The following is a 25503-nucleotide window of genomic DNA, read 5'->3' as shown; positions in this document are numbered from 1 at the left end:
GGGACGCATCGGCCGGCGGGGTGCCGACCAGGGTTCGGTCAGGAAGGGGGGCCAGCGTCAGTGCCGGGGCGGTGGGCCGCAGCCCTCGCCGAGCGACGCGGCGTTCAGCAGCGACGCGATCGACAGCCGGTCGGCTGGCAACTCGTCGACCACGCAGCCGTCGCGGAACACGTAGGCGCGGTGGCAGAGCGCCGCGACCTCCTCGAAGTCGGTGGACACCACCAGGATGCCGCAGCCGTCCGCCGCCATGGCGGCGAGCAGGCGGTAGATCTCCGCCTTGGCGCCGACGTCGACGCCGGCGGTCGGATCCTCCAGCACCAGGACGGAGCCGCCGACCCGCATCCAGCGCGCCATGACCACCTTCTGCTGGTTGCCCCCCGACAGCGATTCGATGGCCGCAGCCGGGTCGTTGGGCCGCAGCCCGACGCGGGCCCCGAGCCGGGCCGCTTCCGCCGCCTCGTCGGCCAGCGGGCGCGGGGTGAGCGGGCCGCGGCCGCTCAGGCACGGGTTGATGAACATGTTCTCGCGAACCGACAACCCGGCCAGCACGGACTCCGCGGCGCGGTCTCCCGCCACCAGACAGACGCCGCGCCGGATCGCCGACGGCGGGTCGGCGGGGGCGAAGTCCAGCCCGTCGAGCCGCATGGCGCCGGCCGACGGCGGGAGCAGCCCGAACAGCGCCTTTCCGACCGCGTCCTGCCCGGCGCCGCGCAAGCCCACCACCCCGACGATCTCGCCGGCCGCCAGCCGCAGGTCGATGGGCCCGACGTCGCCGACGACCACGCCGCACAGGTCCAGGCGGTCGGCCGTGCCCTTCGGCGGCGGCGGGCGGTGGAACAGGGCGTCCGGCGCCCGGCCGATGATCAGGCGGATCAGCTCCTGCGGGTCGGTGTCGGCGGTTGCCTGGTCCGCCACCAGCCGCCCGTCCCGCAGCACCACGACGCGGTCGGACACCGCGAACACCTCGTCCAGCCGGTGGGAGACGTAGATCATCGCCACGCCGCGCTCGCGCAGGCCGCGCAGCACGCCGTACAGGCGCTCGACCTCGGACTGCGGCAGGCTGGCGGTGGGCTCGTCGAGCACCAGCAGGTCGGCCCGCGTCGCCAGGGCGCGGGCGATGGCGACCAGCGACTTCTCGGTGCGGGTCAGCGTGCCGACGCGGGCCTGCACGTCGATGGCGCCGCCGACCACCGCCAGCGCCTCCGCCGCCCGCCGCTCGCCGGCGCGCCAGTCGATCAGCCCGCCGCGACGCTCGAAGCGGGAGCCGAGCATCATGTTCTCGCCCACCGTCATCCAGTCGATCAGGCCGAGATCCTGGTGGATGAAGGCGATGCGGCCGCGGCCGTTGCGCGGGTCGTAGGGCGCGCCGTCGAACAGGAAGCGCCCGGTGTCGGGACGATGGACGCCGGCCAGCGCCTTGATGAGCGTCGATTTGCCGGCGCCGTTCTCACCGAGCAGCGCGACGATCTCGCCGCGGCGGATGGCGAAGCGGATGTCCTTGAGCGCGTGGGTCCCGCCGAACCGCTTGTCGATCCCGTCGCAGGTCAGCAGCGGGTGTGCGTCGAGCGGCGGCACACGAAGGTCCGTCGGCGCACGGCGTGTGGCCGGCGTCTGTGGCAGCAGCGTCATCGGGTCCTCCCCGGATGTCTTGGTTTGCGAATCCGCTTGTTACGCAAGCTGTTCGTGATTCAAACGTTGCACGGTTCGGCGTGGCTGTCATGCGAAAGCGGTGGCGGAATCATCGTTGAACGGCCAAAATCACTTTTCACGTTTCCTAAAGAATGGTGCGGCTTTGCGCTGACATTTGCATTCCACCCTTGCCACTCAGACGCAGAAACCCTTACTTTTGGTGATGCGGTGCGGCTCACCCGCCGCCCGCTCAGGACACTGTTCTGTCAATCGGAAGAATGTGGCCCCATGACCTTCCACGCGGCCGACGAAACGGCCACCGCGTGCGCCTGCGGTGCGGGCGGGCCGGTTTCCCCGGATTTCGCCCTCCGCGATGCTGATCCGCGTTTTCGGATTCCCGCCGGGGTGCCGAGCCACGCGGTGCGGCTGACCGATGCCCGGTTCGACGCCAGCTCGGCCGCGGAGCCCGGCGGAACGCTGTTCGCCGTGCTGCGCGGCGTGGTTACGCTGGAGGGGCCGCGCGGGCGCTGGGGGCTGTTGTGCGGGCAGATGGTCTACATACCGCCGGAACGCCCTTACCGGCTGCGCGCCGAACGTCCGGCGGACGTGGTGCTGGTCAAGCTGACGCGGGGCGAGGTGGACTGGCGACGCGACGGCTGCTGGGCGGTACCGATGACCGCGCTGGCGCGCGAGCTGATCCTCAAGGCGACCGATTGGGGGCCAGCGCGCCAGCCGACGCATGGGGGCGTCGACGCCGTCTTTCGGACGCTGGGCTTCCTGTGCGGCGAGTGGTTCGACCGCCGCCGGGTGATGTGGACGCCGCATGGCGATTCCCCGGCGATCGGCGCCGCCATCCGCTACGCGCGCGAGAACCTGCGCGCGCCGTCGATCGGCGGGGCGGCCGCAGCGGCGGGGCTGTCGGAGCGCACCCTGCGCCGCCGCGTGCAGGAGGAGCTGGGCGTCGGCTGGCGCGACTTCGTCCAGGAGCTGCGCATGAACCGCGCCATGGAGCTGCTGAGCCGGGAGCGCCTCAGCGTCGGCGACACCGCCCGCGCCGTCGGCTTCAACAGCGCGGCGGCCTTCACCGTGGCCTTCACCGGCCACGCCGGCCTGTCCCCCAGCGCCTTCGCCCGTGGACGGGAGGGGCCGTGATCGACCGGCTGTCCGACCTCGCCCTGTTCAAGCGCATCGTCGAGCTGGGCTCGCTGTCCGCCGCCGGCCGGGAGCTGGGCGTTTCGCCGGCCACCGTGTCGGTCCGCCTTCAGACGCTTGAGGCGGCGGTGGGCCGGCAGCTCATCCAGCGCACCACCCGCCAGATGCTGCTGACCGAGGCCGGCGAGCAGGTCTTCCACACCGTCCGGCGCATCCTGGCCGACGTCGATGACCTGCAGGACGCGATGTCGAAGGGCGGCGACGCGCTGAGCGGGCCGATCCACGTGTCGGCTCCGGTCGATCTTGGCCGCCACCGGATCGCGCCGGCGATCGACCTCTTCCAGGAGCGCCATCCGGGCATCTCCATCCGGCTGTCGCTGACCGATTCGGTGGTCGACCTGACGCAGGGCGGGGTGGACATCGCGGTGCGCTACGGCAAGCTGCCCGACAGCTCTCTGCGGCTGCGGCGCATCTCGTCGAACCGGCGCCTGCCGGTCGCCTCCCCCGACTACCTCGCCCTCCACCCGGCGCCCGAGACGCCGGACGACCTGCTGGACCACGACTGCATCGTGCTGGTCCGCGACGGCACGCGGTTCGACCAGTGGACCTTCAACGTCGACGGGCGGCTGCACATCGTCAGGGCCGTCGGCAGCCGCGAAACCAACGACGGCGGCCTGATCCGCCACTGGGCGCGGACCGGCCGGGGGATCGCGTTCAAGGCGGCCTGGGACGTCGTCGACGACATCCGCTCCGGCGCGCTGGTGCCGCTGCTGACGCGCTTCTGCCCGCCGACCGTGGACATCCAGGTGGTCATGCCGGCGATGCGTTACCGGCCGGCGAGGACCCGCGCCCTGGCCGACCATCTGGTCGACACCGTCCGCCAGCTCGACAGCGGCCTCGCCGCCATCGACCTGGCGTCTCCGATGGCGCTGGACGGCGGACCACCGGACCCCAGTCCGGCGGCATAGCCGGCGGGCGCCGGGTCATCGGGGAGCTATGGACCCGTCATCGCTGGCTTTGCCCTGGCGTCTTCGCACAGGCCGACGTGTTGCAGCGAGGTGAGCGAGGCAATGGACCGCATCAGCCCCGTGGCTGATCAGGCGACGCGGACGGGAGCCCGTCGCAAACCTGGGGGAGGGATGATACGGCGCTCCTATGGCAGCGATCCGGGGGCGCGATGAAGTGGCGGGTGTTGGTGGAGGTGACGGGCGAGGACGGCGTCGTCACGCAGCACATGATCTCTGAGGGCGAGCGCACCGAAGCCGGTCAGGCGGAAACCCTCGGGCTGACCTTGGCCGAAGGCAAGGCAACCCTGGCCAGCCTGCAGCGCGTCCTGGTGACGGCCCAAGCTGACGCGCACTGCCATCTTCGCCGTCGCTGCGGCCACTGCTGATCGCTAGGACCACCGCACCCGCAGGCTGGTGTCGCTGTTCGGCGTGGTAGATGTGCGTGCGCCCCGCTTCGGCGCCTGCCGCTGCGGCATAGCCTGCCGGCGCAGCCTGACCCCGGTTGCGGAGATCATGCCCGACCGCTGCACCCCCGAGTACGAACGCGTCCTGGCCGGGATGGGCAGCGCGCTGCCGTACCGGCGGGCGCAGGCATTGCTGGCCGAGCTGCTGCCGTTGGACACCGCCCCGGACGTGGAAACGGTCCGCCGGCGCACACTCCAGGTTGGGGCTCGGCTCGAACGGGCGGCGCTGGTCCCGCCGGACGAGGGTTCGCCGGCTCCGGCGCAGGCGATCACGCTGGCCATCGACGCGGGGCACGTGAAGTCGGTGCGGACCTACCAGATGCGCTCGTTCGAGGTGATGATCGCGCGGGTGGGCAACGATGAGGGTCAGGAAGTGGTCTTCAGCAGCATGCCAGCCGAGGCCGACCGCCAAGTGCGGCAACTTCATCACGTCCTGCGCCGTCTGGGGGCGACCACGAGCACGTCGGTCACCATCCTCAGCGACGGCGCGGACGGCCCCCGCTCCCTGGCCGGGGCGGCCAGTGTCGGTCCGGCGCGCCATGTCCTCGACTGGTTTTATCTGGTCATGCGGGTCCAGCACGTGGCGCAAGCGGTCAAGGGCTGGGCCACGGCGGTGTCGGCCGCCACGGAGCGGGCGACGGCGCTAGCCGACGCGGTGTCCCGCATCCGCTGGCGGCTCTGGCATGGGCAGACGGAGTGGGCGCTGGTCCCGATTGGCGACACCCTGACCGACCTCGATGCCCTCGTGGAAGCCGCCGACAACCGGCAGGCCCGGAAGGTGGTGACGCTGTTGCGCGCCCTGGAGACCTACGTCGTCGGCCGGGGCGAGCTGATCATCGACTACGCCGCGGCCCGTCGCCGGGGCGAGCCCATCTCTACGGCGACGACCGAAGGCACAGTGCAGCGCCTGCTGCACCGGCGCATGGGCGCCAATCAACAGATGCGCTGGTCGCCGCGTGGTGCTCACCAAATGCTGAAGGTCCGCTCCGCGGTGATGAACGGCACACTTGCCGCCGATCACGCCGTCGCCGAGCCATACGCCCGCCGACCATTTCGCCGCGCGGCATGAAGGCCCCCAGGTTTGCGACGGTCTCTAGGAGCCGAGGTGAAGGTGGTGTTGGCCATGGCGTGATCTCCCCTGGGGCGTCCGCCTGGTCGAATGCCAGTGCGATGTCTATCGGTCGGTGGCAGTTGCGATTTCAATGGCCACCTCGGCGGTCAGCAGCCAGTCGCAGGGCTTGCCCATGGCGTTCACCGGCAGGGCCGGGCCGATGCGCAAGGCGCGCGGGCGTTGCGGGGCCGGAAGCGTCGCCTCGATCCACTTGGTCAGCCGCCGGCACAGTTCGTCCCGGACCGGTGCGCCGGCGGCCGGGACGATGAAGGCCTTGAGGCGCGTTCCCTCCTCCGGCCGCATCGGGCGGACCGCGGCGGCCTCGACGTCGGGATGGCTGGACAGATGCGCCTGCACCGCGGCCAGCGACACGTTGACGCCGCCAACCTGCACGACGGTGTCGAGGCGCCCGGCCGGGCGGAAGCCCTCCGTACTGTGAACCAGTCGGTCCTGAAGCGTGGCAGTCTGCAGGGTTCCGTCGGCCAGACGCCTGGATACCTGGCCATCCTCGCCGAAGCGCCACCAGGCGAAGGGCCGGAAGGGAGCGTCGGGGGACTCGCGCCAGCCCAGCCCGGCGGTTTCCGAGGAGCCGAACACCTCCACCAGGCGCGCCAGCCCGATGCCGCGCACGCCCCGTGCGGTGGCGGGCGGGCAGGGCGCGGTGGAACTGGTGCCCGACACCCCCGCCGGCAGGGCGGCGCCGGACCGCAGGAGAGCGCCCCACCAGTCGGGATGCGCGACCACGAGATCGCCGGGGAGGAGCCGGGCGGCGAGGCCGCCGGGCGAGGCGCCGCGCCCGGACACCACCGGGACGCCGAGACGGCCCGGCAGCAGCACCGTGAACAGAAAGCCGTAGATGTGATGGGCGGGGACCAGACTGACGATGCGCCGCAATGCCTCGGGTCCGTCCGACAGAATGGCGGCCAGCGCCCCAGCCTCCTCCTCCAGCGCAGCCAGCGCATGCTCGCAGCGTTTGGCCTCGCCGGTACTTCCCGAGGTGCGGAAGCTCAGCGCTCCATCGAAGCGGGCGAGTGCCGCCTGACAGATGTCGAGCCAGTCGCCGATCGTCTTCCGCACCAGCAGATAGTCCTCGATGCCGCTGCGGTGGAGGTGCAGCGCCTCATTGAGGGCGGCCGCGAGCTGCAGCAGGTCGAGGGAGTCGGCGCCCAGCCCGTCCTGGCCCAGCGGGAACGTCTCCAGCCAGGGATCGGACCCGTCCGGCGGCGAACCGCCCGGCCGAAGCCGGGCGAACTCACCCGCCAGAAGGTCGCACACAACGCGGCCGAGGGCGCCGCGGTCCTGCCACCATTGTTGGGTCTTCATGGGGGCCGCTCACAGGCGCTTGACGAAGACCCAGTAGCTGTCGCCGACCAGCGCCTTCTTCATGTGCACCTTCACCTTCGTCGGCTTCATCTGATAGTTGAAGGTGTACTCGATCATCGTGTTCAGGTCGCCTGACTGGACGCCCTTGTCAAACACGCCCTTGAACGCCGGGGTGTTGGTGCAGGGAGCGACTTCCGTGAAGAAGTTCTTGCCGACGACCGCCTTCGGGTCGCGGCCGGTGATGGCACCTTCGGCGGCATTGTACTGGAGGATGCGGCCGGCGGAGTCGAGCTGCACGGCGCCGAAGGCGAGGCGGTCGATCTCCGACGCGCTCATCTTGCCGAGCGTGTTCTCAATGTCGGAGGTGCCGAACGCAACAAGCTGCATGGTCGCGGTCATGATGGGAGTCTCCCTGCTCCAAAGTTGGTGCCCGCCGGCGCCCCCGGGAGGGGCGCGTGTCGGATCGGCGACGAGCCCTTTGGCGACCGTCGCGCGTGAGGTGGCTGATGTGGCGGAAGCACGTGTGTGGGGGGTGGGGTTCGGGTCCCCGCCAGCGCCGTCAACATCGATAGAGGTATTTTTCTCGCCTCATCTTGTCCAGGACAAAATGTAGGCCTAACCATACTGGAGGATCGTCGCGACGCCGCAGGTCTGAGCCTATTACCTTTCGGCAAGGCCAAGTTTCTGTTAATTTCATTTTCACACATCGCAATCGGCATGGCATTGGCAATGCAGGAAACGTCCTGGACAGAGCAGAAGCAAGCTGATGGACCCGCGACCCCGGTCACGGAGATAGAACAGGCGACCGGGCTGACGCGCGAGGTGATCCGCAAGTGGGAGGTCCGCTACGGCTTCCCGCAGCCGGCACGCGGCGAGCATGGCGAACGCCTGTACCCGGCCGACCAGGTGGCGATGCTGCGCCTGATCCGGCGCCTGCTGGACGCTGGCATGCGACCGGCAAAGGTGGTCGGCCTGGACTGCGGCGCGCTGGAGGAACTGGTCTGGTCGATCTCGGAGCCTCCCGCCGGCGCGCCGCCCGAGCCCATCGTCGCCGTGCTCGACGCGCTGCGCAGCCACGACCATGCGGAACTGGTGCGGCAGTTGACATTGCAGGTGCATCGCCAAGGCCTGTCCCGCTTCGTCTGCGAAACCATGACCCGGCTGAACGTCGCGGTGGGCGAGGCGTGGCTACGCGGCGAGCTTCGCATCTTCCAGGAGCACCTTTACACCAAGGTGGTGGGCGATGTGGTCCAGGCGGCGGTCGGTGCGATCGGTCGACCCGCCGGCTGGCCGCGCGTGCTGCTGACCACAATGCCGGGAGAGCGTCACACGCTGGGCCTGCTGATGGCCGAGGCGGTGCTGACTGTCGAAGGCGCCTGCTGCATCGGTCTTGGCGCGCAGACGCCAGTAGCGGAGTTGGTCGCCACCGTCGACGCCTACGCCATCGATGTGGTCGCCCTGTCGTTCAGCCTGGCCCATCCCGCCCGCACGACGGCTCCGCTGCTGCGGTCCTTGCGCGACAGCCTTCCGCCCGAAGTCGATCTCTGGGCGGGCGGGGCCGGCATGGGCCGGGTGCCGCCGTTGCCCGGGGTGCGCGCCCTCCACGATCTCGATTCGATCGTTGCCGCCCTGGCCGAGAAGCGGAGTAGGCGGCGTTACTCGTGACGGCGACCGGCGGGCGTCGTCATGCCGAATCTTCCCCCGCTTTCGCCGGCTCCAGCAATCCGATCAACGGCAACTTGGCGTTGCACCTTCGTACCGGTACCAGAAGATGCTGAGAATGTCGGCATAGCTGTTCTGGCCAGCCAACCGTCACAATATCCAGAAGCCCGCCGAAATCAGCCAACTAGCCATTTGATGATAATGCCCAGGTTACCCAAAGTCGGTGTAAAATGAAGCAGGGTCGGGGCAGATACTGCCCCCAGGAGGTAAGGAGAGGCAATGTTTGTCGTGAGTGAGGACGAGCGGTTTGCCATCCGTCAGGCGTTCGAAGCCGGGGGGGAATGGGCTGCTATAGCCGAGCTGCGTCGGTACTTTCCGCTCCAGCGCAATGAGGATGCGCTGTCAGCCGTGCGGGCGATCGTGCGCTGGCCCTCGGAGGCATCATTGTCCAACCGCGACAGCCGCCATAAGTCAACTCCGCCGGGTTCTCGGCCGGCCGCACGCACCGAGCAGACCTCCCCTGGAAGCACGATGAACGAGGCTCCAGAGACACTTGGGCGCAACGCTGAACTTGTTGGAAATAACCAGTGGACGCCGGCGACTTACGAGGCTGTTGCCGCTGATCCCACCGGCGGCGAGGGTGTGATAACCATCATGCTGTCCGGTGAGGTGTGCGGCGCTTTCGGGATCGACCAACGTGTGGCCGATGATAAAGTCGCAGTTTGGGTGGTCACGCATCTGGCGACCGGGCAGCGTCTCCCCCGCGAGTTCCTGACGCATGAGGCAGCAATGGCCTGTGTGCAGAAGCTCCAGGGGCTCCACTGCTGGAGCAGCGGCGATGCAGCGGCAATGCTGAGCCACCCCGATACGCAACTTGCCCAACGTATTCTGCTGGCTGCACCAGACAGCCGCGAGACGTGAAAGGATGCCGTGAGCAATTCTGCCGTCCGGAGACGACCGCACTTTGCCTGCCTGCAGTAGGCATTAAGAGCACCACGCTTCAGAGTGGGAAGGGGAGGGGCTGTATTGCCCCTCCGCGCTCTGGGGGGAGCTTCAAGATTGCCGCCACAGTGAGAAGGGCAAGATCACACCTTCGACACCATCGAGGATCTGCACCACGCTCCGGTGGGCTTCGCCCACCACCGCAACAACAAAGGGCCGCCTCCCGGTATGGACACCGCGCTCCAAGCCTGCGGCGCAACAACCAGCTCCGGGTTGATCGGGCGCCGGTGGCTGAGCTACCCTTGGCCACCAGTACAGGCCAAGCCGGGTGTCTCCATCACAGGCTGCGGTTCCCCCACAGGCAGGAGCGGACATGGCTGGCGGCCACAAGTGGGCGTTCAAGACGAAGCTCCGAGCACGCGCTTTTGGATGGCGCGGGTCTCAAACTGCTGCTGCGCGCTTGAAGGAGGCTGTGATCGAGATCAAGACGGTCGGCAAGTCCAATCCGTTGGTGGCGGGGGAGGGCGCCCTCGCGCTTATGGAGCGGCTGTGGCCCGCATTCGAGCAGATCGATACCTCCTCGGGTGCCTTGGGTAGCGCTGTCAACAAGGCACTCGGTGTGCTGATTCCGGTCCTAATTATGGCACCGGCCGATCCCAAGACCCGCGCCAAATGGCTGGAGCGCCTGTACCAAGCTGTGCTTGATGACGGAGTGCAGTATCTGTTCCCGGTTGAGCAGCGTTGGGGGGAGATCGCCGTCTATCCCGAACTTATGAACAAGTACGCCGACCTTCTCACGCCGTCCCTGCAGCGGGTCTGGTCCGATAGCATGCCCGGCGGCTATCTTGTCGGCGGGACGATCGGCTTGTCTTGTTTGCTCGAGGTCGGGCGGTATGGTGACCTGTTGGATCTGCTCGCGACGTCCCGTCATCGCTTCTGGTCGGATCATCGGTTCGGCGCCGAAGCGTTGGCACGCCAGGGGCTGGTTGACGCCGCCATCGCCTACGCGGATAGCTGTCGTGATCCAAAGTTCCGCAGCTATGATGAGAGGGCCATCGACCGCTTCTGCGAGGCGCTTCTGCTCCAATCCGGGCGGGCAGACGAGGCTTACCAGCGCTATGGACTTCGCACCGGCGTGGGATCTACCTACCTGGCGATCTTCCGCGACACCGTGCGCAGCTATCCCGGTCGGGACAAGCGCCAGCTCCTCCTCGACCTCATTCAGACCCGCGGGGACGCGGGCAAGTGGTTCGCGGCGGCCAAGGACGCCGGTTTCCTCGACATCGCGCTGGAGTGTGCCAGGTCGATGAGCGCCGAACCGGCGACCTTGATCCGCGCCGTGCGAGACAATGTCGAACGGGAACCTGAGTTCGCCGTTCAGGTCGCGATGATTGCGCTGCACAGCCTTCTCGCTGGTGGTGGGTATGATCCGGTCGTTACAGACCTGCATGCTGCGGTTGGTCATCTGATAGCGGCAGCAAGGCGCATCGGCCGTGAGGTTTGGGCTTGGGAACAGCTACAGGCAATGGCGGCCGACCCATGCTCCACAGGACGGGAACACATGCGAACCGCATTGAAGGATGTGCTCCAGCGCGGAATGCTAGCACCGGCAGCCGCGAACTGAGCCAATTCGAAAAGGGTTGGGACGTGGCACCAGGGGAAGTGCAGGAAATCTCGGTCGCGGCTGTCGAGGCTCTGGGCGCCCGACGTCTGGCAGAGATCCTGGTTGGGCACGCTTGCTGGGATGTGGGGCTGCATCAAGCGTTACGGCTCGCGCTCGCTTCACGCAGCAGCGGCGATCAACTGGTTCACACCTTGTGCGATGAACTCCAGCGGATTGAAGCTGATCGCCGGTTCTACGGCTACCGCGAAAGTTCATCTCTGGCCGCCGACCTCGACCGCATCCGTGATGCCATTGTCCGGGACCTGCTGCCACGGCAGCCGAAGGCAGCTATTCAACTGCTCGACCGCTTCATCCGGCTCGACGACAATGTATTTGATCGGTCCGACGATTCCGACGGCATGATCGGTGACGTCATCAAGCAGGCGGTCGACGATCTGGGAGCAGCCTGGGCAGTGCTGCCTGGCCGTGACCAAGTTCACTTGGCGCATGAGGTCTTCGACATTCTCACTGGGGACGGCTATGGCGTTCATGGTGGTGTTGTCAGCGCCTTTACGGAGGCATTGGGGCAGGAAGGTCTGAGCGAACTGGAGCGCATGATCCGCGAAGATCTAGACCGCTGCCGGGCTGAAGAGCGGGAGGCACGGACGTGGCCTTTGATCCGCGGGCTCCAGCAGATCGCCGATGCCCGCGGAGACGTCGACAGCTTCGTTGCCGCCCATCGGCTCGCCGGAACCGAAGATCAGGCCCTGAAGGACATCTGCGAGCGCTTGATTGAGGCAGGGCGCGTCGCCGAGGCCTTGACCCGAGTGGAAGCGGCGGCGGTTCCAGGTCACCGGCGGTGGGAAGTCGATGACCTCCACATTCGGTTGCTGGAACTCCTCGGACGCCAAGGTGATGCCCAAGCGGTTCGCTGGCGGATGTTCTCCAATAGCCTTTCCGAGCATACCCTGCGCGCGTACCTCGCTCATCTGCCAAGTGATGAGCATGAACGGGTGCGAGCGGCGGCGGTGGGAATGGCCCGCCAGCATCGCGAGCCTCATGCCGCGCTCAACCTGCTGATCACTCTCGATCTGGATGCGGCGGCGAACCTCGTGCTTACCCGCATCAGCGAATTGAACGGAGATCACTATTCCAGTTTACGGCCGGCCGCCCAGGCATTGGAAGCCAATCACCCCCTTGCCGCCACCCTGCTTTACCGGTGCATGGGCGACGCTGTTCTGGCGCGGGCACAATCCACGCAGTACGAGCACGCTGTCCGTGATCTCGTCGCGGCCGAGCGATTGGTTTCGGCTGTTGATGATTGGATCAATCATCCATCTCAGGAGGCTTACCAGCAGCAGATCGTCGCCCACCACCGGCAGAAACGGGCCTTCTGGAACCTGATGAAGGCTGCTGGCCTGAACTGGAAAGGGTAGGGGGCCAAACTCGATCCCGTGTGTGGCGATTATTCTCTACGGTGGATTGCGAAATGTTCGGCCCGCGCGATCAGCGCGTCCACCATCGACGGCGGCGGCATTAACCGTGTTCCAGGCGGTAGCTGGTCGACCGGTGACGGTCCAAAGCCTCGGCGATCACCGGCACCGGCATCTTGGCGTCGCGCATGTCCTGGATGCGGCGGCGCTCTGCGAAATCGATCTGCGAATAATGTTCACCCATCAGCGCTCATGACCCGTAAAGCCCTGTGATTACAAGAAAGTTGCACTTCAGAATAGAACCTGCCCCGCTTACAAATAAAAAGCACATAATCAATGTTATGGAAATGTTAGGACAGTCATGCGACATCGCATAGTTCTACAAACGCAAAGATTTCACGTCCTGGATCATTGGCAATCAGGCCAAGGGAAGCGTCCGTCAAAGCTGATGATCATCAAGTGACCTCAACATCATGCGGCCATGTTGCACGGAAATGATAAAGGCTGGAGATCACTCCAGCCCCACCGTCGGCCATGGGAATCGGACGGAGGTCGAGTGTCCAAGATCGATCATGCGGTCAAGTACCGTGATGCCGACGGCAACCTCCGTTGTCTGCGCTGCATCGGAGCACAAGTACTGCTCCATCTTAATTCCGCTATTTGTTTATTTTTTCTTGAAGCGCCTTGATTTTCGCAAGTATGTCATCAAAAGCTGGAGGCTTTTCATCGAACATCATGGGTGCCATTGCTCTGTAGTCGGTGCGAAGGTCCTTGATCCTCGTCTCGTGCGGCAAGAGTTGTAGCGTTCCTGGGCGAGCGGTATCGTAATTGGCCCAGCCGGAGCGGAAGAACGTGGCTTTGTGCTTGGCGACCTGCGCGAGAAGCTCGAAGTCCTCAGCGGCGATTTTGCCGTCGCTGGTATCGAGGAGCATGGCGAGATCGTAATAGTGCCGTGAAAAATATTGTGGTGTCGGCGATCCAGCGGGCCTGTGAGCCTCGGCATGCAACGCCGTCGCTTTCTCCCAAAAGGTGCGTCGAGCGGATAGGACGACGACAGTGCTGTCAGAGTCTTCGAAGAAGTCAGGAAAATCGTCCGCCGCATAGGGCCGGATGATCCGCTCTTCAGTTGGCCAGGGGTCGCCGCGAGCGCCGAATTCGAGCTTCACGCGGGGAGTGATGTACCCCATGCTCCTGTATTCAGTCGCAGTGAGCGCGGTAGGATAGTGGAAGTTCAATGTTTGGGCGTCGGCGGCATCGATCTCCAATGCCCATTCGTTATTGGTCGGTTCGCCAAGCTGTTTGATGATCGCAATACGAAGCGCAGGAAGAAGCTTCTCAGCGATGTGCAACTCGACGTCGTGAGTTAGCTTGTCGATGAGCTGCCCCACCTTCTTTCTACTTAGGCCTTCTTTCTCCGGATCTCGGTCCCCGGTGTAGCCGAGATCGGCCCGATCGAAAGACAGGTCGATATCTTCCGAGAAGCGACGGATGGCGTTGAAGGCCTTGGAGAGAGAGGTGCCGCCCTTGAACACGAGCGCCGCGGTATCGGCCGGCTGCTCAAAGAGACGGCGCAGTGTCCAGCAGACCCAGAAATCTTTCTCAATGATGGTATCCGCGACGCCGCGAGACGCGCCGGTCTCCCCGAATAGGGCGGCACGATCTTGGGCGGGAAGCAGAGCGACCTTATCCATCAGCCTCACCTGACGACACGGTGTTTGCGATAGACACGAGCGTCGGCCGCATCCATGCAGGCGCCTGAACGGCTGTAGACGCAAGCGTCTTCTTATCCTTGGCCGAAAGGTGACGAGCCGCAACCTGCTCAACGTCGGCGGCACGGAAGACCCCGACATGACGCAAGGCTTGGACCACGGTGCCGGCCGCACTTCCCGGCGCGATGAGGTGCTTGGGCGAAGCGTGCCGAAGATCGACGACGCGCTTGCCCAGCACGACCCGACGGGAGGGGCCATTAGTGAGGTAGGTACTCTTTGCCGGAACCTGCGTCGACAGACCGAGCTCATTGGCTGCACGAGCGCCGGCGACCTGCACGTGCGAACCCGTCTCCCGCGCCAATGCGTGGGCCACATCATCCGGTGCCGGTGAAAGAGGGCCGAGCTTCGGATGAATCTTGGGAAAGTCGTATAGCCCCCGCGCCAGACGACGAAGCTGACCGCTCTTGGCCAGCCGCGAAAGCGCCTGATCGATCGCCGACCGTCCTGCCACGTCCAAGAAGTCGCTCGGCGTGAAAACGCCACCACGCCCGCGGGCACGGGCGCGTTTCATGATCCGATCAGGAACCGATGTGGCTGTAGCTTTCATATGTCAGAAAATAAGCTGTTTTTTTCTGACATTCAAGAGGTGGTCGGTTATGTGGAGCGTGCCCCGCTATCCCGCCCATGCGCAGGGTAGAGGCCGGAATGGTGTGAACCAACATCCAAGTCTGGGGCATTGCCGTGCGCCCTATTAAGTTGATGTTGCTGGGAAATCTACTTTGTTCGCGTTGGCAGGAGATCGAACGGATCCGCATTGCACCATCCAGCCGAGCAATCAAATCCAGCGTTTCGGCATCATCTCCTGCTGCCCCGTACTTTACGGCGTTGGGCGTCATACTCAACCTGGGTTAGCCGCCTGCCGTCTCCTTGGCGCAAACCTCGTTCATCGACCTGCGCATGGGTGCCGCGCGCCTGCGCCAGGTCGGCTGCCATGCGCTGCCGCTCGCCCCGCGCCAGCCCGGCCGACACCTGCTCGACCAGCTCTCCCCTACCCTGCGAGCGTGCCAGATCGTTCCAGTCGGTGCCGCGGTCATTCGGCCGGAAGGTCGGCAGCAACACCGTCCCTCCAACCCTGGCGGCCGCGTCCTCGGCCTTCTCCCGCCCGACGTTCGGCTTGCCCTGGCGTTCCTTGACGTGATCGTTGTCGCCGGCAATCACCAGCGGCTTGTCCGAATACCGCTGGCGCAACACTTCGGCCACCGGCCCGAGGTTGCCGGCGTTGAAGGCCACTGCTACGGCCAATCCGGTTTCCCGGTGCAGCGTCGCCGCGGTGGCATAGCCCTCCGCCACCAGCACCGACTTTGAGGCCGCGGCATCCCCGATCAGGAAGTACCCGCCTTGGGTACGGGCCTCCTTCTGGAAGTTCTTGCGCCCCTCCGCGGTGATCGCCTGCACCGACATCACCTTGCCGTTCATGTCCTGGATCGGCACCAGGAGGTTCCCCTCGGGGTCCTGGCGCAACCCGTAGGACGGCACATTCTTGGACAGCAGATAGGGATGATCGTCAGCCGCCGGCTCAGCCTGAGTTAGCCGCGCCTCGGCGGCGTCCGCCGCCCGCTCCTGCACCAATTCGCGCTCCTGCGCGCGGGTCTGCCGACGTTGAGCCGCCTCGGCGGTCAAGCGGGCACGGTCCACCGTGGTGGCGGCCTGTGTGCGGCCCGGTGCCTTCCAATTCCGCTCCACCCCCGTCTTATGGTTCTTGATATAGCCGGCCGGGTGCCCATCCATGTGGCCAACATAGGCACCGCTGCGTTCACCCGGTTTGTCGCCCTCCACCCGCACCCGCCGCATCTGGCCGTCCATTTCCGGCGGCCCGTCCAGGTGCAGCCCGGCCTCGCGCAAGGCGGCGGCGAACTCGGCGCGTGGATCGCGGCCGGCGTCCACATGCAGATTGGTATGCCCCGGCCGCCATTTCTCCAGCGGCGCCAGATCGACACCGGGCGGCGCATACCACGCTTTCTGCTCACGGTCCCAGCGCGCTCCCAGCCCCTTCGCCTCGTCCTTCTCGGCATAGGGCACCACCAGATAAACCCGCTCGTCGGCCGTCTGCATGGCCACGGCCTGCGTCTCGGAAATGAGCACCGGCATTTTGACCTGCACCCCCTCGTCCTGGCCCTGCGCCGGTACCGACGTGTGGTCGCGGCCTTGCTGCTGACCCTGATCCTGGCTGAGCTGCTGCCCCAATCCGTTGAGGTGCTTGACGATCTTTTCGGCGTCGGCCGCCGCGCGGAAAATCTCTCGCGGGTCCTCCTGCAAGGCTTCGATCCAAGTGCCGATGTAGGCGACGTGCTGGCCGGGGTCGTGGCCGATTTCGAGTTGCTGCCCCAGCACCATCGAGGCGATTTCCGCCCGCAGTTCTTCCCTGGCGTATCCCGATGATCCGAACGGGTGCGAGAGGTCGCGGTCCAGGCGGGAGCTGTGCCCGGTCCAATGCCCCTTCTCGTGGAGTGCCGTCGCATAGAAGCCGTCGGCGTTCGGAAACTGCGAGCGCTCCGGCAGCACGATGTGATCCCACACCGGGCTGTAGAAGGCACGGTTGCCGGCTTGGTGAAGGATCTTCGGATCGCCGGCCGACAGCAGCCGCTCCGCCTGCTCGTGCCGCTGCCACTCTGGCAACGCAGGCTTTGCCTCGGCCGCCGGCAGCCCGTCGATCTGCGCCGCGTTGAACACCACGGCGGACAGGACACGGGGCCGCTCATAGCGCACCATCTGCTTGAGCGGCTGGCCGTCCTCGCCGGTCACCGGCTTGCCGTCCTGCCCCAGCAGCGGCTCCAGGCCCTGCCATTTCCAATACTGGACGCGTGTGCCCTTCTCGCCCTTGCGCACCTGGGCACCCGTGTCCTGGGCTTGGTTGTAGGTCATCCAGCGCGGATCGCCGTAGCCCCTGGCCTGCCCCATCGCCATCAGCCACAGGGTGTTGGCGCCACGGTACTCGTTGCCGGTGGTCGGGTTATAGGGCAGGTGCCGCTCGCCCGGCTTCCACGGCTTGATCCAGGGCGCCGTTCCCTCCTTGAGCTGGTCGATGATGGTGGCTGCGACGGTCTGGACGAACTCATTCGACGCCATGGCCGTGGCCCTCCAGCGCGTCGCCTAAGTCGGCGTTCGACTCCCAAGCGTCGGCCTCGGTCAGCGCGGTTTCCTCAAACGCGCCCAGCGCCTCGGCCTCGTCGGGATCGACCTCAACCACCACCCCTAGCGTGCCGAAGTCCGACAGGCTGGTGGAGAGGATCGCGTCCTGCTGGATGCGGGTCGGCGCCTGTTCGGCGTCATTGGCCGCCAGGGGCAGAGCCCCGGTCGGAAGGCTGTTGTTGGACATTGGTCGTCCTCCGGTAAGCCGTGGTTTCAGCATGATAGGGATCGGCCGGCGCCGCCTCGGGCGCCGACTGGGGGAGGGGTTGGCGGGAAGGAGCCGCGTCACCCGAAGCAGCGCCGGCTACAAAGGTCACGCCCGCGCCGTAGTAGCGGGCGACATAGCCGTTGCGGAACCCGCGCTCGAAACTGCCGGTGTTGTAGGCGCTGAGCGCTGCCTTTAGCGCCTCCTGACCGGGGCCGTGGCGCTCGACCGCCCGTCCATAGTTGGTGGTCAGGATCGCCGCCCCGGCTTTCAGGTTGGTGCAGGGGTCGAACATCTGCTCGACCGTGTAGCCGAGCCTCGACAGGTTGGCCGAGTTCACTTGCATCAAACCGAGATCCACCGTGTAGCCGGCGGCCATTGCGGAGCTGGAAAGCTTCACCGCGTCGGCTATGTCGATGGCCGGCCGCGCCAGCGACGCGCCGTTGATGTTGATCGCCAGGGGATTCCCCCCGCTCTCCACCCGGATGATCTCCTGCACGGTCTGCGGCGCCACGTCCGGTGCGCAGGCAAGAATGAGGTCGATCATGACGCCCCCTGCACCAGGATGGGACGCGCGGTGCCCTGGATGCTCTCCAGCGGCAGCGCCCCGAAATAGCGGCTGTCGAAGGACGCCGGGTGATGGGAGGACACCACCCACACGGTGCCGGCCTCCACCCGGTACCGGCCGGGCGGCAGCACCGGCATCGGCCGGCCGGCGCCGTCCACGGCGAGCGGCCGGCTGTTCACCAGCAGCACGCCATTCACCCGCACCCCCTCGGCCGTCAGCTCCACCTCGTCACCGGCCTGGGCGACGATGGGCTTGAACAGCGGTTGATAGCCGCCGGGGCAGGATCCCGCCGGCACATAGCCGCGCTCACGCGCCAGCCGGAACGGTTCGCCGTCGGGCGGGCACAGCTCGACCACAACGCCCGGCGTCACGGCGCCGGCCGCATCGACCCGCCACAGCCCGACCGGCAGGGAGGGGGTGGAGTTGATCCGCCAGCCGGCAGTGCCGGCAGCGGTGGTCGCCACAGTCGCCAGGATGGCGGCACACCACACCCCCACGGCAAAGCGTCGGCTCACAGCACGAACGCCTTGCCCGGTGTCTTGCCCGGCCTCAAACCGCGCAGACGATCGGTTGGTGGAGCTGGGATCTTGGCCCGGTCGGTGAAGACCGGATCGCGGAAGTAGAGGCTCTGCGTGCCATAGACCGGGGCATGGCCGGCGGCGAACACCAGCACGTCGCCCGGCTCGCTGATCCGGCCGGCCTCGTCCTTCACCGGGGCTTTCAGCCGCATCACCTCATCGGGCGTCAGCAGCGGCCGGCTCACCTCGTGATAGGAGCGTGTTACGTTCTGCAAGACGGCGCCAAAGCGCGATCCGCTGGTGGAGATGTCCTCTTTGACGATCGTCGTGGTCCCGGTCATCTTCGACAGCCACTCGGCCGTCTCGACCTTGTTCGGCGCGTAGGCCACCCGGACATGGCAACTGGACAAGATGCTCTCGTCCTTGCCGTAGAGGCTCCAGAGCTGGGCCACGTCCTGAACGATCACATAGGCCTTGATGCCGTAGCCGGTGATGAAGGACAGCGCCTCTTGGAAGACCTCCAGCTTGCCGAAGCTGGCGAACTCGTCCAGCAGCAGCAGCAGGCGGTGCTTGTGAAGCGCCTGCTCCTGGCCATCGACAAAGATCATCTCGTCGCGCACCAGCACCCTGACGATCTGGTTGATGACCAGCCGCATCAACGGCTTCAGCCGATCCTTGTCGGCGGGACGAACAACCAGGTAGAGCGACACTGGCCGCTCATGGTCCATCAGGTCGCCGACCATGAAATCACTGCGCCCGGTGTTCTGCTCCACCAGCGGATCCCGGTAGAGACTGAGGAAGCGCCGGGCGGTGGAGAGGATCGAGGCGCGTTCCTCGTCCTCGGTGTTCAGCATGTCGCGGGCCGCCGCCGCCACCACCGGATGGGCGACGGCCTCGCCTGTGTCCGCTTTCCACAGATGCCGGTTCTCCAGCATCTCCTCGTACAGCTCGATCACCGGCCGCTCCGGGTCTGACAGGGCCTGCGCCACTGCCGGCAAGGTGACAGCCCGTCCGTCCTTGGCTTCCTTGTAGCTGAGATGGAGGATGACCCCGGTCAGCAGCGCATGCGCCGATGCCGCCCAGTGGTCCAACTGCCCGGTGCCCTGGGGATCAACCATGATGGTGACGACGTTCTGCACGTCGCCCACCTCGTAGAGCGTGCCGAAGCGGATTTCTGCCAGCGGGTTGAAGGCAACGCTGCCCTCGGCCGCCGCCGGATCGAACTTCATCACCACTTGGCCCTGCGCCTTGCGCCAGCCCGCCGACATCGCCCACAGCTCGCCCTTCATGTCGTGGGCCACGACGCTGTGCGGCCAGGACAGCAGGGTGGGGACCACCAGCCCGACGCCCTTGCCGGATCGCGGCGGCGCGATGGCGGCGATGTGCTCCGGCCCGTTGTGCCGGAGGTAATGCAGCCGGCCGGTTGCCGGATCGGTCCAGCCGCCGACATAGACGCCGGCACCCGGCTTGTCCGCCGCCGGCAGCAGCCCGCTGCGCTCCACCTCGCTCCGGCCCGCCCAATGGGCGGTGCCATGCACCCCCTCGTGCCGGGTGGCGCTGCGGGTTGCAAGCCCAACGGCCAGCACAGTGGTCAGGATGCTGGCGCCAAGTCCGCCGAGAAAGCCGAGATTTGCTGTGTCGAACACCGCCTTGGCCGACCAGTACCAGTCCATCTGCCACCGGAACCAAGCCCACGGCGGATAGACCACACCGATCAATGGCTCCCCTAGTGCCGGATGGTAGCCGAGACTCTGCGCCACATACTGGGTGCAGACGCTCGACAACCCGACCGCCGTCCCGGCCAGCAACAGCGGCCCGAACAGCCGCGCCCGTGATCGCTTGCGCTTGGGCTGGAGGGTCGGACTTAAGGGACCGGCCGTCGTCATCGCTTGCGCCCTTTCGATGGGGAAAGGAGGCGGCCCCGGCTGTCCAGCTCGACCGTCTGCCCCACCCGCCAGGTGCTCGCCTTGGCGGCCTGGGCGGGGGTGACCGGCTTGACCAGCGTCTCGCCGCCTCGATGCAGCAGCACCACCTCGGCACCGTCTTGCAACCTGCGGCGGCCTTGGTAGACCACCGGGCCGGCGTCACTCACCGTCCAGAGGCGTGTATAGTCTATCGACTTTACTGTCTCCCTCCTATTGTTCCGGCGGGAGATGAAGTCGGTGACGGATGTAGATCCTTCGGCCTGGGTCATAGGCTCGGCCATTCGAGCGCGCTCCCGCTCGAGCTCGGGATCGGCAAAGCGCACCTCCAGCCCCTTCACCGCCGCGAGCTGCGCCACCTGCGCTTTGAAGGCACCGGTGCCCTCGACCACCAGGGCTTGGCCGCGGAAGCGGTCATCGGCGAGCGACAGGGCAAGGAAGGCCGCCCCGATCGTGACCTCGGTCACCCGCACTTGGGTTGCCTCGTCGCTCACCACCCCGCCATCCTCGACCCGGTAGACCAGCGCACCGTTCTTGCCGGCCTTCGGCCGCAGCCGCTCATAGACGATGTGCCGGGCCGCATCGGCGTCGGCTGCGGTCAGCAGGGTCTCCGCCATGCGGCGTTGCCGGCGAGAGCGGCTGCGCAACACCGCCACCGCCATCTCGTTGCCCCCGCTGGCTTCTGCCGTCAGGAAATCTTGCCAGCGCGGCAAGCCCTGCCCTGCCACCTGCTGGCGCTGTCGGGCTTGCTCCTGGCGCCGCGCTGTGGCGTCGGCCCGGCGCTGGTGGGCCAGCATCGTGTAGGCATGCCGGCGCTCGGCCGCTGTCAGTCCTGGGCTGCGCTTGATCTCCGCCCGCCGTGCGGCATACCACGCCGCCAGTTCCCTGGCATGCTCCGCCTGGGCCTGACGCATCGCTGCCCGCTGGGCGGCCCGTGCCTTGAGCAGCGCCTCCCGCTGTGCCTGGTACTCTTGGTACAGCCCCTCACTGTTGCTGTGCCGGTGCAGAGGCACTCTCTGGTAGCCGTGCCCTGGCTGTGTGGCAGTGTCGCCCTGGGGATCGTTACTGGCCGCCACGTTCGGCCGGCGCTGGTTCTGCGCCTGGGATGGCTCATAGGCTCCCAGTCTCTTCGTCAGCGATTTGGCGGACAGGCTGCGGTCGACACTGCTTGCCTTCACACCGAGCCCTGTCGCCTCCTGCACGATCGCCAGACCGGCGCCCCTGGGCCGGATCGCCAGCCCATGGCGCTCCAGCACCGCGTGCAGCTCGCCCCAGTTCGCCGCCCTACCCGCCCGCTCCACCAGCTGGGCGCCTGCCGTCTCCTTCACCCACCGCAAAAACGACATCTCGCCGTCGTGCGCCTCCAGATCGGCCGGTCTGCCGGGCAGCGTCAGACCGTCCATCGGGTGGCGCTGAAGCCCGTGCTTCTGCTCCAGCGCCCGGCACAGCTTGAACAGGTCCTTGTAATCGTAAAACGGCTCAATGCAGTGCAGGGTACGGGGATGCACCCGATTGATCGCGAGGTGGAGGTGGAAGTGCTTGGTGTTGGTGTGGGCGGCACTGATCCGCTGATGCTCGGCATAGCCAATGCCGGCGCACAGCGTGTCCTCGATGTCCTCCAGCTGAGCCCTGGTCGGCACCTCCCCCTCGGGGAAGCTCACGATCAGGTGATAGGTCTTGTCGCCCTTCGCCCGCTTGTTGCGCTCCTGTGTCACCAGGATCTCGCGGATCGCCCACCCCGGTTCATCACTGGTGCAGTTGGTGATGCGCGACCACGCCAGCTTTTCCCCTCCGCCTTTGGCGTCCAGAATGTAGTCCGCCGTCCGCGTCCATAACTGCGCCGCCGCCTCGGTCTTCGCGACCAGAATATAACGACCCAGTCTTGCGAAATCGGAGGTCGCCGCCGTCCGCTTGACCCGCTTGGCGATCATAATCGCGTCACCGCATGGCGAAGCTCGTCCTGGGTGTCCTTGATGTGTCCCAGCAGTTCGCGCACGTCGGCAACCGCTGCCCCCCGACCCGGTGTGTCGGTCAGCCACAACTTTAGGAGGCCGCCGAGCCGTCCCAGATCGGCGTTCACATTTATCAGCCGCTCCACTGCATCGAGGTCCACCACGCTGCGCGGCTGATACCCCAGCCCGACACTGCGCAGATAGGCCGACACCGACAGGCCAGTCACCTTCGCCTGGGTCTCGATCTGTGCTCGTTCCCGAGGCGACACCACCACCCGCAACGGGCGGTTCCGCTCCCTCGTCTCTCCAGACTTCAATTTTGGCATGGTGGTTTCCTCCCTGGCGTTCAAAGTGGCGGCAGCCGCCGTATGCCTCGCAGAGCAAGAGCAGCGTCGAGCCCACTGGGCGAGTAAGCGCGGGTGGTGGGGGACGACACGGCTTCGCCGTGTTGGCCAACAACACACATCTTGTCAGCCAAAACTCTGCGAAACTCTGCAATAGTCTGCAAGACTCTGCGAAGGCTTATCCCACCTGAGTCACAATCGCAAAGATTTGCAGAGCCTCTAAAACCTTCGCAATGGTTCGCAGAGTTTCGCAGTCTATACCGTCGGAGAGTTTGCGAAACTCTTCGAAACTTTGCGAGACTCGGGGTCCGGTAGCCGCTGAGAGAGCCGATGATGGACAAGCCGGACAGTGCCGGCCCTGTGCGCCACTGGGGCGCCGGCCGGATCGCCTTCCTGACCATCCTTGAAACCGTTCGCAAGGACGTGACCCAGGGTTACCCGCTGACGGTGATCCACCAGCGTTACGCCGCCAGTCTGGGCGTCAGCTACTCAAGCTTCGCCCGCTATGTGCAACGCTACATCACTGAGGTGGACACTGCAGAAAGCCGGCGACGAAAGAGCGACAGGGACGTGACCGCTCCTCCCAATAAGGCCGACTTACCCGCGTCCCCTACGCCGCGGCCGCCCTCCGCCAAACCCTCCGATCCGAACGCCGCTCCCATGATCCGTCAGTTTAAATACGACCCTCGCGCGAAAAACCCCGAGGACCTGATTTAAGGAGTTATTAATGACGACGAAGGTCAAACAGGCCACTGATGAGGCCGCAGCGTTACCCGAATCGCCTTCCCAAATTCACATGACACTCCAGGGAAAAGGGGGTGTCGGAAAGTCCATGATCTCGTCCTTCCTGGCACAATACCTCATCACCCATAACCGGCCCGTCACCTGCATCGACACCGATCCCGTCAACGACACCCTCTCGGGTTACGGAGCCCTCAATGCCCGCCGCCTCGACCTCTTGCAGGGCAATCAGATCAACACCCGCAACTTCGACACCATGATCGAGTTGCTGGTGTCAGAGGACGCCAGCGTCGTGGTCGACAATGGTGCCGCCTCCTTTTTGCCCCTCACCAGCTATATGCTCGAGAACGGCGTTGCCGACCTCCTGGCCGCTTCAAGAAGACAGCTCGTCGTCCATACCGTCGTCACCGGCGGTCAGGCCATCATGGACACCCTTACCGGCTTTGATCAGCTCGCCCGCCAGCTTCCCGAAAGCGCCCAGATGGTGGTGTGGCTCAACGAGTATTTCGGCGACATTGTCGCAGACGGAAAGAGCTTTGAAGAAATGAAAGCCTACCACCTCAACCGGCATCGGCTGAAAGGGCTGGTGAAGATCAAGCGCTATACCAGCGAAACCTTTGGAAAAGACATGGAGATGATGCTGGACCGCAAACTCACATTTGATGAGGCGGTCAGCAGCCCCGATTTTGGCCTGATGGCGAAGCAACGTCTGACGATGATGAAACGTGATATTTTCAATCAGATCGCTCTTGTCGTCTGACCGCCATGGACGTCCAACGCCTGATCGGTGAAGTTGCCAAGCGGCACAACGTGCTGCTCGGCCCCTCTGACCCGATCCTCGTCACGCTCACCCTCAATGAGCTGGTGCTCGCCCACTATGTCGAGCGACTGACTGCCACGCTGGAACAGGCAGAGGACCGGACGGCTGCAGGGTCGGCCCAGCAGATCGCCGCGGCCCGCGAGCTGGCCGGCAAGCTGGTCACCGAGACTGGAGGCTACGTGGCCGGGCAGGTTGAGGAAGCCGGAAAGGCCGTTCAGGCGCAGCTTCTCGCCTCGCTCGACCGGCAGGTGCAGGCAGCACGGGAAGCTGCCGAGCAGGCGGTCCTGGCCCGCCAGACGGCTCTCTACGCCGCCCTGGTCGCTGTGGGGGCCGTGTGTTGTCTCTTCGGCCTGCTGGTGGGAGCCATCGCCTTGTAGCGCCGTCTGTCTCCGAATGTTTCACCCGACGCTCACCGATCGGTCTAACGCCAGGGCATGATGAATTATGGTTCTAGCAGCTCGTGCAATGGCTTTCCAACGACCCGTGCCAGCAAAGACATATAGCTCAGACTTGGCGAGTGCAGTGATCTTTCGAGAAAGCTGAGGTAGGTCTGGCTTATGCCTGTCAACCTCATGATATCGTACTGAGAAAGACCTGCCTCCAGCCGGGCTTTCTTGAAGTTTCTAGCGAATGTTAGGAGCTCTGGCGGCGCAGTCTCTTCAGTGACGCGCTGCTTATGAGTTTTGCGCGGGGTGCGGGACTTTTTGCCTTCTTCCGTCACAGCTTGACGACCATCACTTCGTTGGTGAAGGCTTGAGAAGCTCATGCAGAGGTCTGCCCACCACACGTGCCAGCAAAGCCATGTGGGTCAAGCTGGGATCAACAACCGCACGCTCCACTTCCGAAACATAAGCCTGGGAAATGCCGATTCTTTTGGTGATGTCGGTTTGTGTCAGTCCGGCAGCGAGGCGGGCCTGTTTAAAATTATGAGCAAAAATCAACAGCTCCACCGGTTTGTCTTTGTGAGACGTCCGGCGTTTGGGAGGAGCTGGCTCTGGCTTTTCTTCTGGTCCGGTCAAGTCTTTTGCCCGCGCCTACTATTCTGTCACGGTGAGCATCACAATAAGCTGGCTGAGCAGGTAGTTCTGTACCACAACCGGCTTGAGCAGCTCGCTCATTCAAACTTTCGATGGACGTTCTAGGACGCGTAACTGCAAAAAATTCCAGTATTGCGGCCTGTTTGTTAGGAACGCCACGTCCCACTCCCTG

General features: G+C 65.6%; 23 protein-coding genes and 2 pseudogenes. 10 read left to right on the top strand and 15 right to left on the bottom strand.

The window, feature by feature from the left end; translation table 11 throughout:
* Positions 1–57: 57 nt before the first annotated feature.
* A complete protein-coding gene (locus ACCD06_RS19560; RefSeq protein ID WP_413342786.1) occupies positions 58–1629 on the bottom strand; it encodes a sugar ABC transporter ATP-binding protein in 1572 nt (523 codons plus the stop codon).
* Positions 1630–1917: 288 nt separating this feature from the next.
* On the opposite strand from ACCD06_RS19560, the gene ACCD06_RS19555 reads away from it, so the two are divergent.
* From ACCD06_RS19555 to ACCD06_RS19545, 3 genes and pseudogenes are all read left to right on the top strand, one after another.
* Positions 1918–2781, top strand: coding sequence for a helix-turn-helix transcriptional regulator (locus tag ACCD06_RS19555; protein WP_413342784.1), 864 nt, complete (start codon positions 1918–1920; stop codon positions 2779–2781).
* Positions 2778–3749, top strand: coding sequence for a LysR family transcriptional regulator (locus ACCD06_RS19550; RefSeq protein ID WP_413342782.1), 972 nt, complete (start codon positions 2778–2780; stop codon positions 3747–3749). Before ACCD06_RS19555 ends, ACCD06_RS19550 begins: the two co-directional genes overlap by 4 nt.
* Positions 3750–3958: 209 nt before the next feature.
* Positions 3959–5321, top strand: a pseudogene (locus ACCD06_RS19545) (ISKra4 family transposase).
* 105 nt (positions 5322–5426) lie between these two features.
* On the opposite strand, the gene pcl reads toward ACCD06_RS19545, so the two are convergent.
* Positions 5427–6686: a 4-coumarate--CoA ligase gene (pcl, locus tag ACCD06_RS19540; RefSeq protein ID WP_413342780.1), complete on the bottom strand. Its 1260-nt coding sequence runs from the start codon at positions 6684–6686 to the stop codon at positions 5427–5429.
* A 9-nt stretch (positions 6687–6695) separates the two neighbouring features.
* Entirely contained in the window at positions 6696–7085 is a 390-nt protein-coding gene (gene pyp, locus ACCD06_RS19535) for a photoactive yellow protein (protein ID WP_413342778.1), read from the bottom strand.
* Between the two features lie 318 nt (positions 7086–7403).
* Here pyp and ACCD06_RS19530 point away from each other — a divergent pair, with 318 nt between their 5' ends.
* The 4 genes from ACCD06_RS19530 (at position 7404) to ACCD06_RS19515 (ending at position 12329) form a co-directional block, all read left to right on the top strand.
* Positions 7404–8351: a MerR family transcriptional regulator gene (locus ACCD06_RS19530; RefSeq protein WP_413342777.1), complete on the top strand. Its 948-nt coding sequence runs from the start codon at positions 7404–7406 to the stop codon at positions 8349–8351.
* Between the two features lie 276 nt (positions 8352–8627).
* Entirely contained in the window at positions 8628–9269 is a 642-nt protein-coding gene (locus ACCD06_RS19525; protein WP_413342775.1) for a hypothetical protein, read from the top strand.
* Positions 9270–9762: 493 nt separating this feature from the next.
* A complete protein-coding gene (locus ACCD06_RS19520) occupies positions 9763–10914 on the top strand; it encodes a hypothetical protein (RefSeq protein WP_413342773.1) in 1152 nt (383 codons plus the stop codon).
* A gap of 38 nt (positions 10915–10952) precedes the next feature.
* Positions 10953–12329, top strand: a complete 1377-nt coding sequence (locus tag ACCD06_RS19515; protein ID WP_413342771.1) for a DUF6880 family protein — start codon at positions 10953–10955, stop codon at positions 12327–12329.
* Between the two features lie 115 nt (positions 12330–12444).
* Here ACCD06_RS19515 and ACCD06_RS19510 read toward each other — a convergent pair.
* The 10 genes and pseudogenes from ACCD06_RS19510 to ACCD06_RS19465 form a co-directional block, all read right to left on the bottom strand.
* A pseudogene (locus ACCD06_RS19510) lies at positions 12445–12570 on the bottom strand (helix-turn-helix domain-containing protein); the annotation flags it as partial.
* 412 nt (positions 12571–12982) lie between these two features.
* Positions 12983–14017, bottom strand: a complete 1035-nt coding sequence (locus tag ACCD06_RS19505) for a nucleotidyl transferase AbiEii/AbiGii toxin family protein (RefSeq protein ID WP_413342769.1) — start codon at positions 14015–14017, stop codon at positions 12983–12985.
* Entirely contained in the window at positions 14010–14606 is a 597-nt protein-coding gene (locus tag ACCD06_RS19500; RefSeq protein ID WP_413342767.1) for a DUF6088 family protein, read from the bottom strand. The genes ACCD06_RS19505 and ACCD06_RS19500 overlap by 8 nt, the downstream gene beginning before the upstream one ends.
* 284 nt (positions 14607–14890) lie before the next feature.
* A complete protein-coding gene (locus ACCD06_RS19495) occupies positions 14891–17161 on the bottom strand; it encodes a zincin-like metallopeptidase domain-containing protein (protein ID WP_413342765.1) in 2271 nt (756 codons plus the stop codon).
* Entirely contained in the window at positions 17148–17411 is a 264-nt protein-coding gene (locus tag ACCD06_RS19490; protein ID WP_413342763.1) for a hypothetical protein, read from the bottom strand. The genes ACCD06_RS19495 and ACCD06_RS19490 overlap by 14 nt, the downstream gene beginning before the upstream one ends.
* Positions 17362–17976, bottom strand: coding sequence for a lytic transglycosylase domain-containing protein (locus tag ACCD06_RS19485; protein ID WP_413342761.1), 615 nt, complete (start codon positions 17974–17976; stop codon positions 17362–17364). The genes ACCD06_RS19490 and ACCD06_RS19485 overlap by 50 nt, the downstream gene beginning before the upstream one ends.
* Positions 17973–18512 (bottom strand): conjugative transfer signal peptidase TraF, encoded by a 540-nt coding sequence (gene traF / locus ACCD06_RS19480; protein ID WP_413342758.1) that lies wholly within the window; start codon positions 18510–18512, stop codon positions 17973–17975. Before traF ends, ACCD06_RS19485 begins: the two co-directional genes overlap by 4 nt.
* Positions 18509–20401 (bottom strand): type IV secretory system conjugative DNA transfer family protein, encoded by a 1893-nt coding sequence (locus tag ACCD06_RS19475; RefSeq protein ID WP_413342754.1) that lies wholly within the window; start codon positions 20399–20401, stop codon positions 18509–18511. Before ACCD06_RS19475 ends, traF begins: the two co-directional genes overlap by 4 nt.
* A complete protein-coding gene (gene traI, locus ACCD06_RS19470; RefSeq protein ID WP_413342752.1) occupies positions 20398–22368 on the bottom strand; it encodes a TraI/MobA(P) family conjugative relaxase in 1971 nt (656 codons plus the stop codon). The genes ACCD06_RS19475 and traI overlap by 4 nt, the downstream gene beginning before the upstream one ends.
* On the bottom strand, positions 22365–22715 hold the full coding sequence (locus tag ACCD06_RS19465; protein ID WP_413342750.1) for a plasmid mobilization protein: 351 nt from the start codon (positions 22713–22715) through the stop codon (positions 22365–22367). Before ACCD06_RS19465 ends, traI begins: the two co-directional genes overlap by 4 nt.
* Before the next feature lie 348 nt (positions 22716–23063).
* Between ACCD06_RS19465 and ACCD06_RS19460 the strand changes: the two genes are divergently transcribed.
* From ACCD06_RS19460 to ACCD06_RS19450, 3 genes are read left to right on the top strand one after another with little or no spacing between them, the layout of a single operon-like run.
* A complete protein-coding gene (locus ACCD06_RS19460) occupies positions 23064–23450 on the top strand; it encodes a hypothetical protein (protein WP_413342748.1) in 387 nt (128 codons plus the stop codon).
* Positions 23451–23460: 10 nt separating this feature from the next.
* On the top strand, positions 23461–24234 hold the full coding sequence (locus ACCD06_RS19455) for a conjugal transfer protein TraL (RefSeq protein WP_413342746.1): 774 nt from the start codon (positions 23461–23463) through the stop codon (positions 24232–24234).
* Positions 24235–24239: 5 nt separating this feature from the next.
* Positions 24240–24671 carry a hypothetical protein gene (locus tag ACCD06_RS19450; protein ID WP_413342744.1) on the top strand — a complete coding sequence of 144 codons (432 nt, stop codon included), beginning with the start codon at positions 24240–24242 and terminating at the stop codon, positions 24669–24671.
* A gap of 65 nt (positions 24672–24736) precedes the next feature.
* Here ACCD06_RS19450 and ACCD06_RS19445 read toward each other — a convergent pair whose 3' ends face one another.
* Positions 24737–25060: a helix-turn-helix transcriptional regulator gene (locus ACCD06_RS19445; RefSeq protein WP_413342741.1), complete on the bottom strand. Its 324-nt coding sequence runs from the start codon at positions 25058–25060 to the stop codon at positions 24737–24739.
* Positions 25029–25244 (bottom strand): helix-turn-helix domain-containing protein, encoded by a 216-nt coding sequence (locus ACCD06_RS19440; RefSeq protein WP_158282422.1) that lies wholly within the window; start codon positions 25242–25244, stop codon positions 25029–25031. Before ACCD06_RS19440 ends, ACCD06_RS19445 begins: the two co-directional genes overlap by 32 nt.
* Positions 25245–25503: the final 259 nt, after the last annotated feature.

The organism is Azospirillum sp. CT11-132 (genome assembly GCF_047302835.1).
In the GTDB taxonomy this organism is placed as follows: domain Bacteria; phylum Pseudomonadota; class Alphaproteobacteria; order Azospirillales; family Azospirillaceae; genus Azospirillum.
The sequence above is the reverse complement of the archived record's forward strand: the minus strand, read 5'-3'. Positions and strand labels throughout refer to the sequence as shown.

Excerpts from the sequence above, each read along its gene's own strand:
- ACCD06_RS19560 (WP_413342786.1), bottom strand. The coding sequence starts at position 1,629 with ATGACGCTGCTGCCACAGACGCCGGCCACACGCCGTGCGCCGACGGAC.
- ACCD06_RS19555 (WP_413342784.1), top strand. The coding sequence starts at position 1,918 with ATGACCTTCCACGCGGCCGACGAAACGGCCACCGCGTGCGCCTGCGGT.
- pcl (WP_413342780.1), bottom strand. The coding sequence starts at position 6,686 with ATGAAGACCCAACAATGGTGGCAGGACCGCGGCGCCCTCGGCCGCGTT.
- pyp (WP_413342778.1), bottom strand. The coding sequence starts at position 7,085 with ATGACCGCGACCATGCAGCTTGTTGCGTTCGGCACCTCCGACATTGAG.
- ACCD06_RS19530 (WP_413342777.1), top strand. The coding sequence starts at position 7,404 with ATGGCATTGGCAATGCAGGAAACGTCCTGGACAGAGCAGAAGCAAGCT.
- ACCD06_RS19525 (WP_413342775.1), top strand. The coding sequence starts at position 8,628 with ATGTTTGTCGTGAGTGAGGACGAGCGGTTTGCCATCCGTCAGGCGTTC.
- ACCD06_RS19505 (WP_413342769.1), bottom strand. The coding sequence starts at position 14,017 with ATGGATAAGGTCGCTCTGCTTCCCGCCCAAGATCGTGCCGCCCTATTC.
- ACCD06_RS19500 (WP_413342767.1), bottom strand. The coding sequence starts at position 14,606 with ATGAAACGCGCCCGTGCCCGCGGGCGTGGTGGCGTTTTCACGCCGAGC.
- ACCD06_RS19495 (WP_413342765.1), bottom strand. The coding sequence starts at position 17,161 with ATGGCGTCGAATGAGTTCGTCCAGACCGTCGCAGCCACCATCATCGAC.
- ACCD06_RS19490 (WP_413342763.1), bottom strand. The coding sequence starts at position 17,411 with ATGTCCAACAACAGCCTTCCGACCGGGGCTCTGCCCCTGGCGGCCAAT.
- ACCD06_RS19485 (WP_413342761.1), bottom strand. The coding sequence starts at position 17,976 with ATGATCGACCTCATTCTTGCCTGCGCACCGGACGTGGCGCCGCAGACC.
- ACCD06_RS19475 (WP_413342754.1), bottom strand. The coding sequence starts at position 20,401 with ATGACGACGGCCGGTCCCTTAAGTCCGACCCTCCAGCCCAAGCGCAAG.
- traI (WP_413342752.1), bottom strand. The coding sequence starts at position 22,368 with ATGATCGCCAAGCGGGTCAAGCGGACGGCGGCGACCTCCGATTTCGCA.
- ACCD06_RS19465 (WP_413342750.1), bottom strand. The coding sequence starts at position 22,715 with ATGCCAAAATTGAAGTCTGGAGAGACGAGGGAGCGGAACCGCCCGTTG.
- ACCD06_RS19460 (WP_413342748.1), top strand. The coding sequence starts at position 23,064 with ATGATGGACAAGCCGGACAGTGCCGGCCCTGTGCGCCACTGGGGCGCC.
- ACCD06_RS19455 (WP_413342746.1), top strand. The coding sequence starts at position 23,461 with ATGACGACGAAGGTCAAACAGGCCACTGATGAGGCCGCAGCGTTACCC.
- ACCD06_RS19450 (WP_413342744.1), top strand. The coding sequence starts at position 24,240 with ATGGACGTCCAACGCCTGATCGGTGAAGTTGCCAAGCGGCACAACGTG.
- ACCD06_RS19445 (WP_413342741.1), bottom strand. The coding sequence starts at position 25,060 with ATGAGCTTCTCAAGCCTTCACCAACGAAGTGATGGTCGTCAAGCTGTG.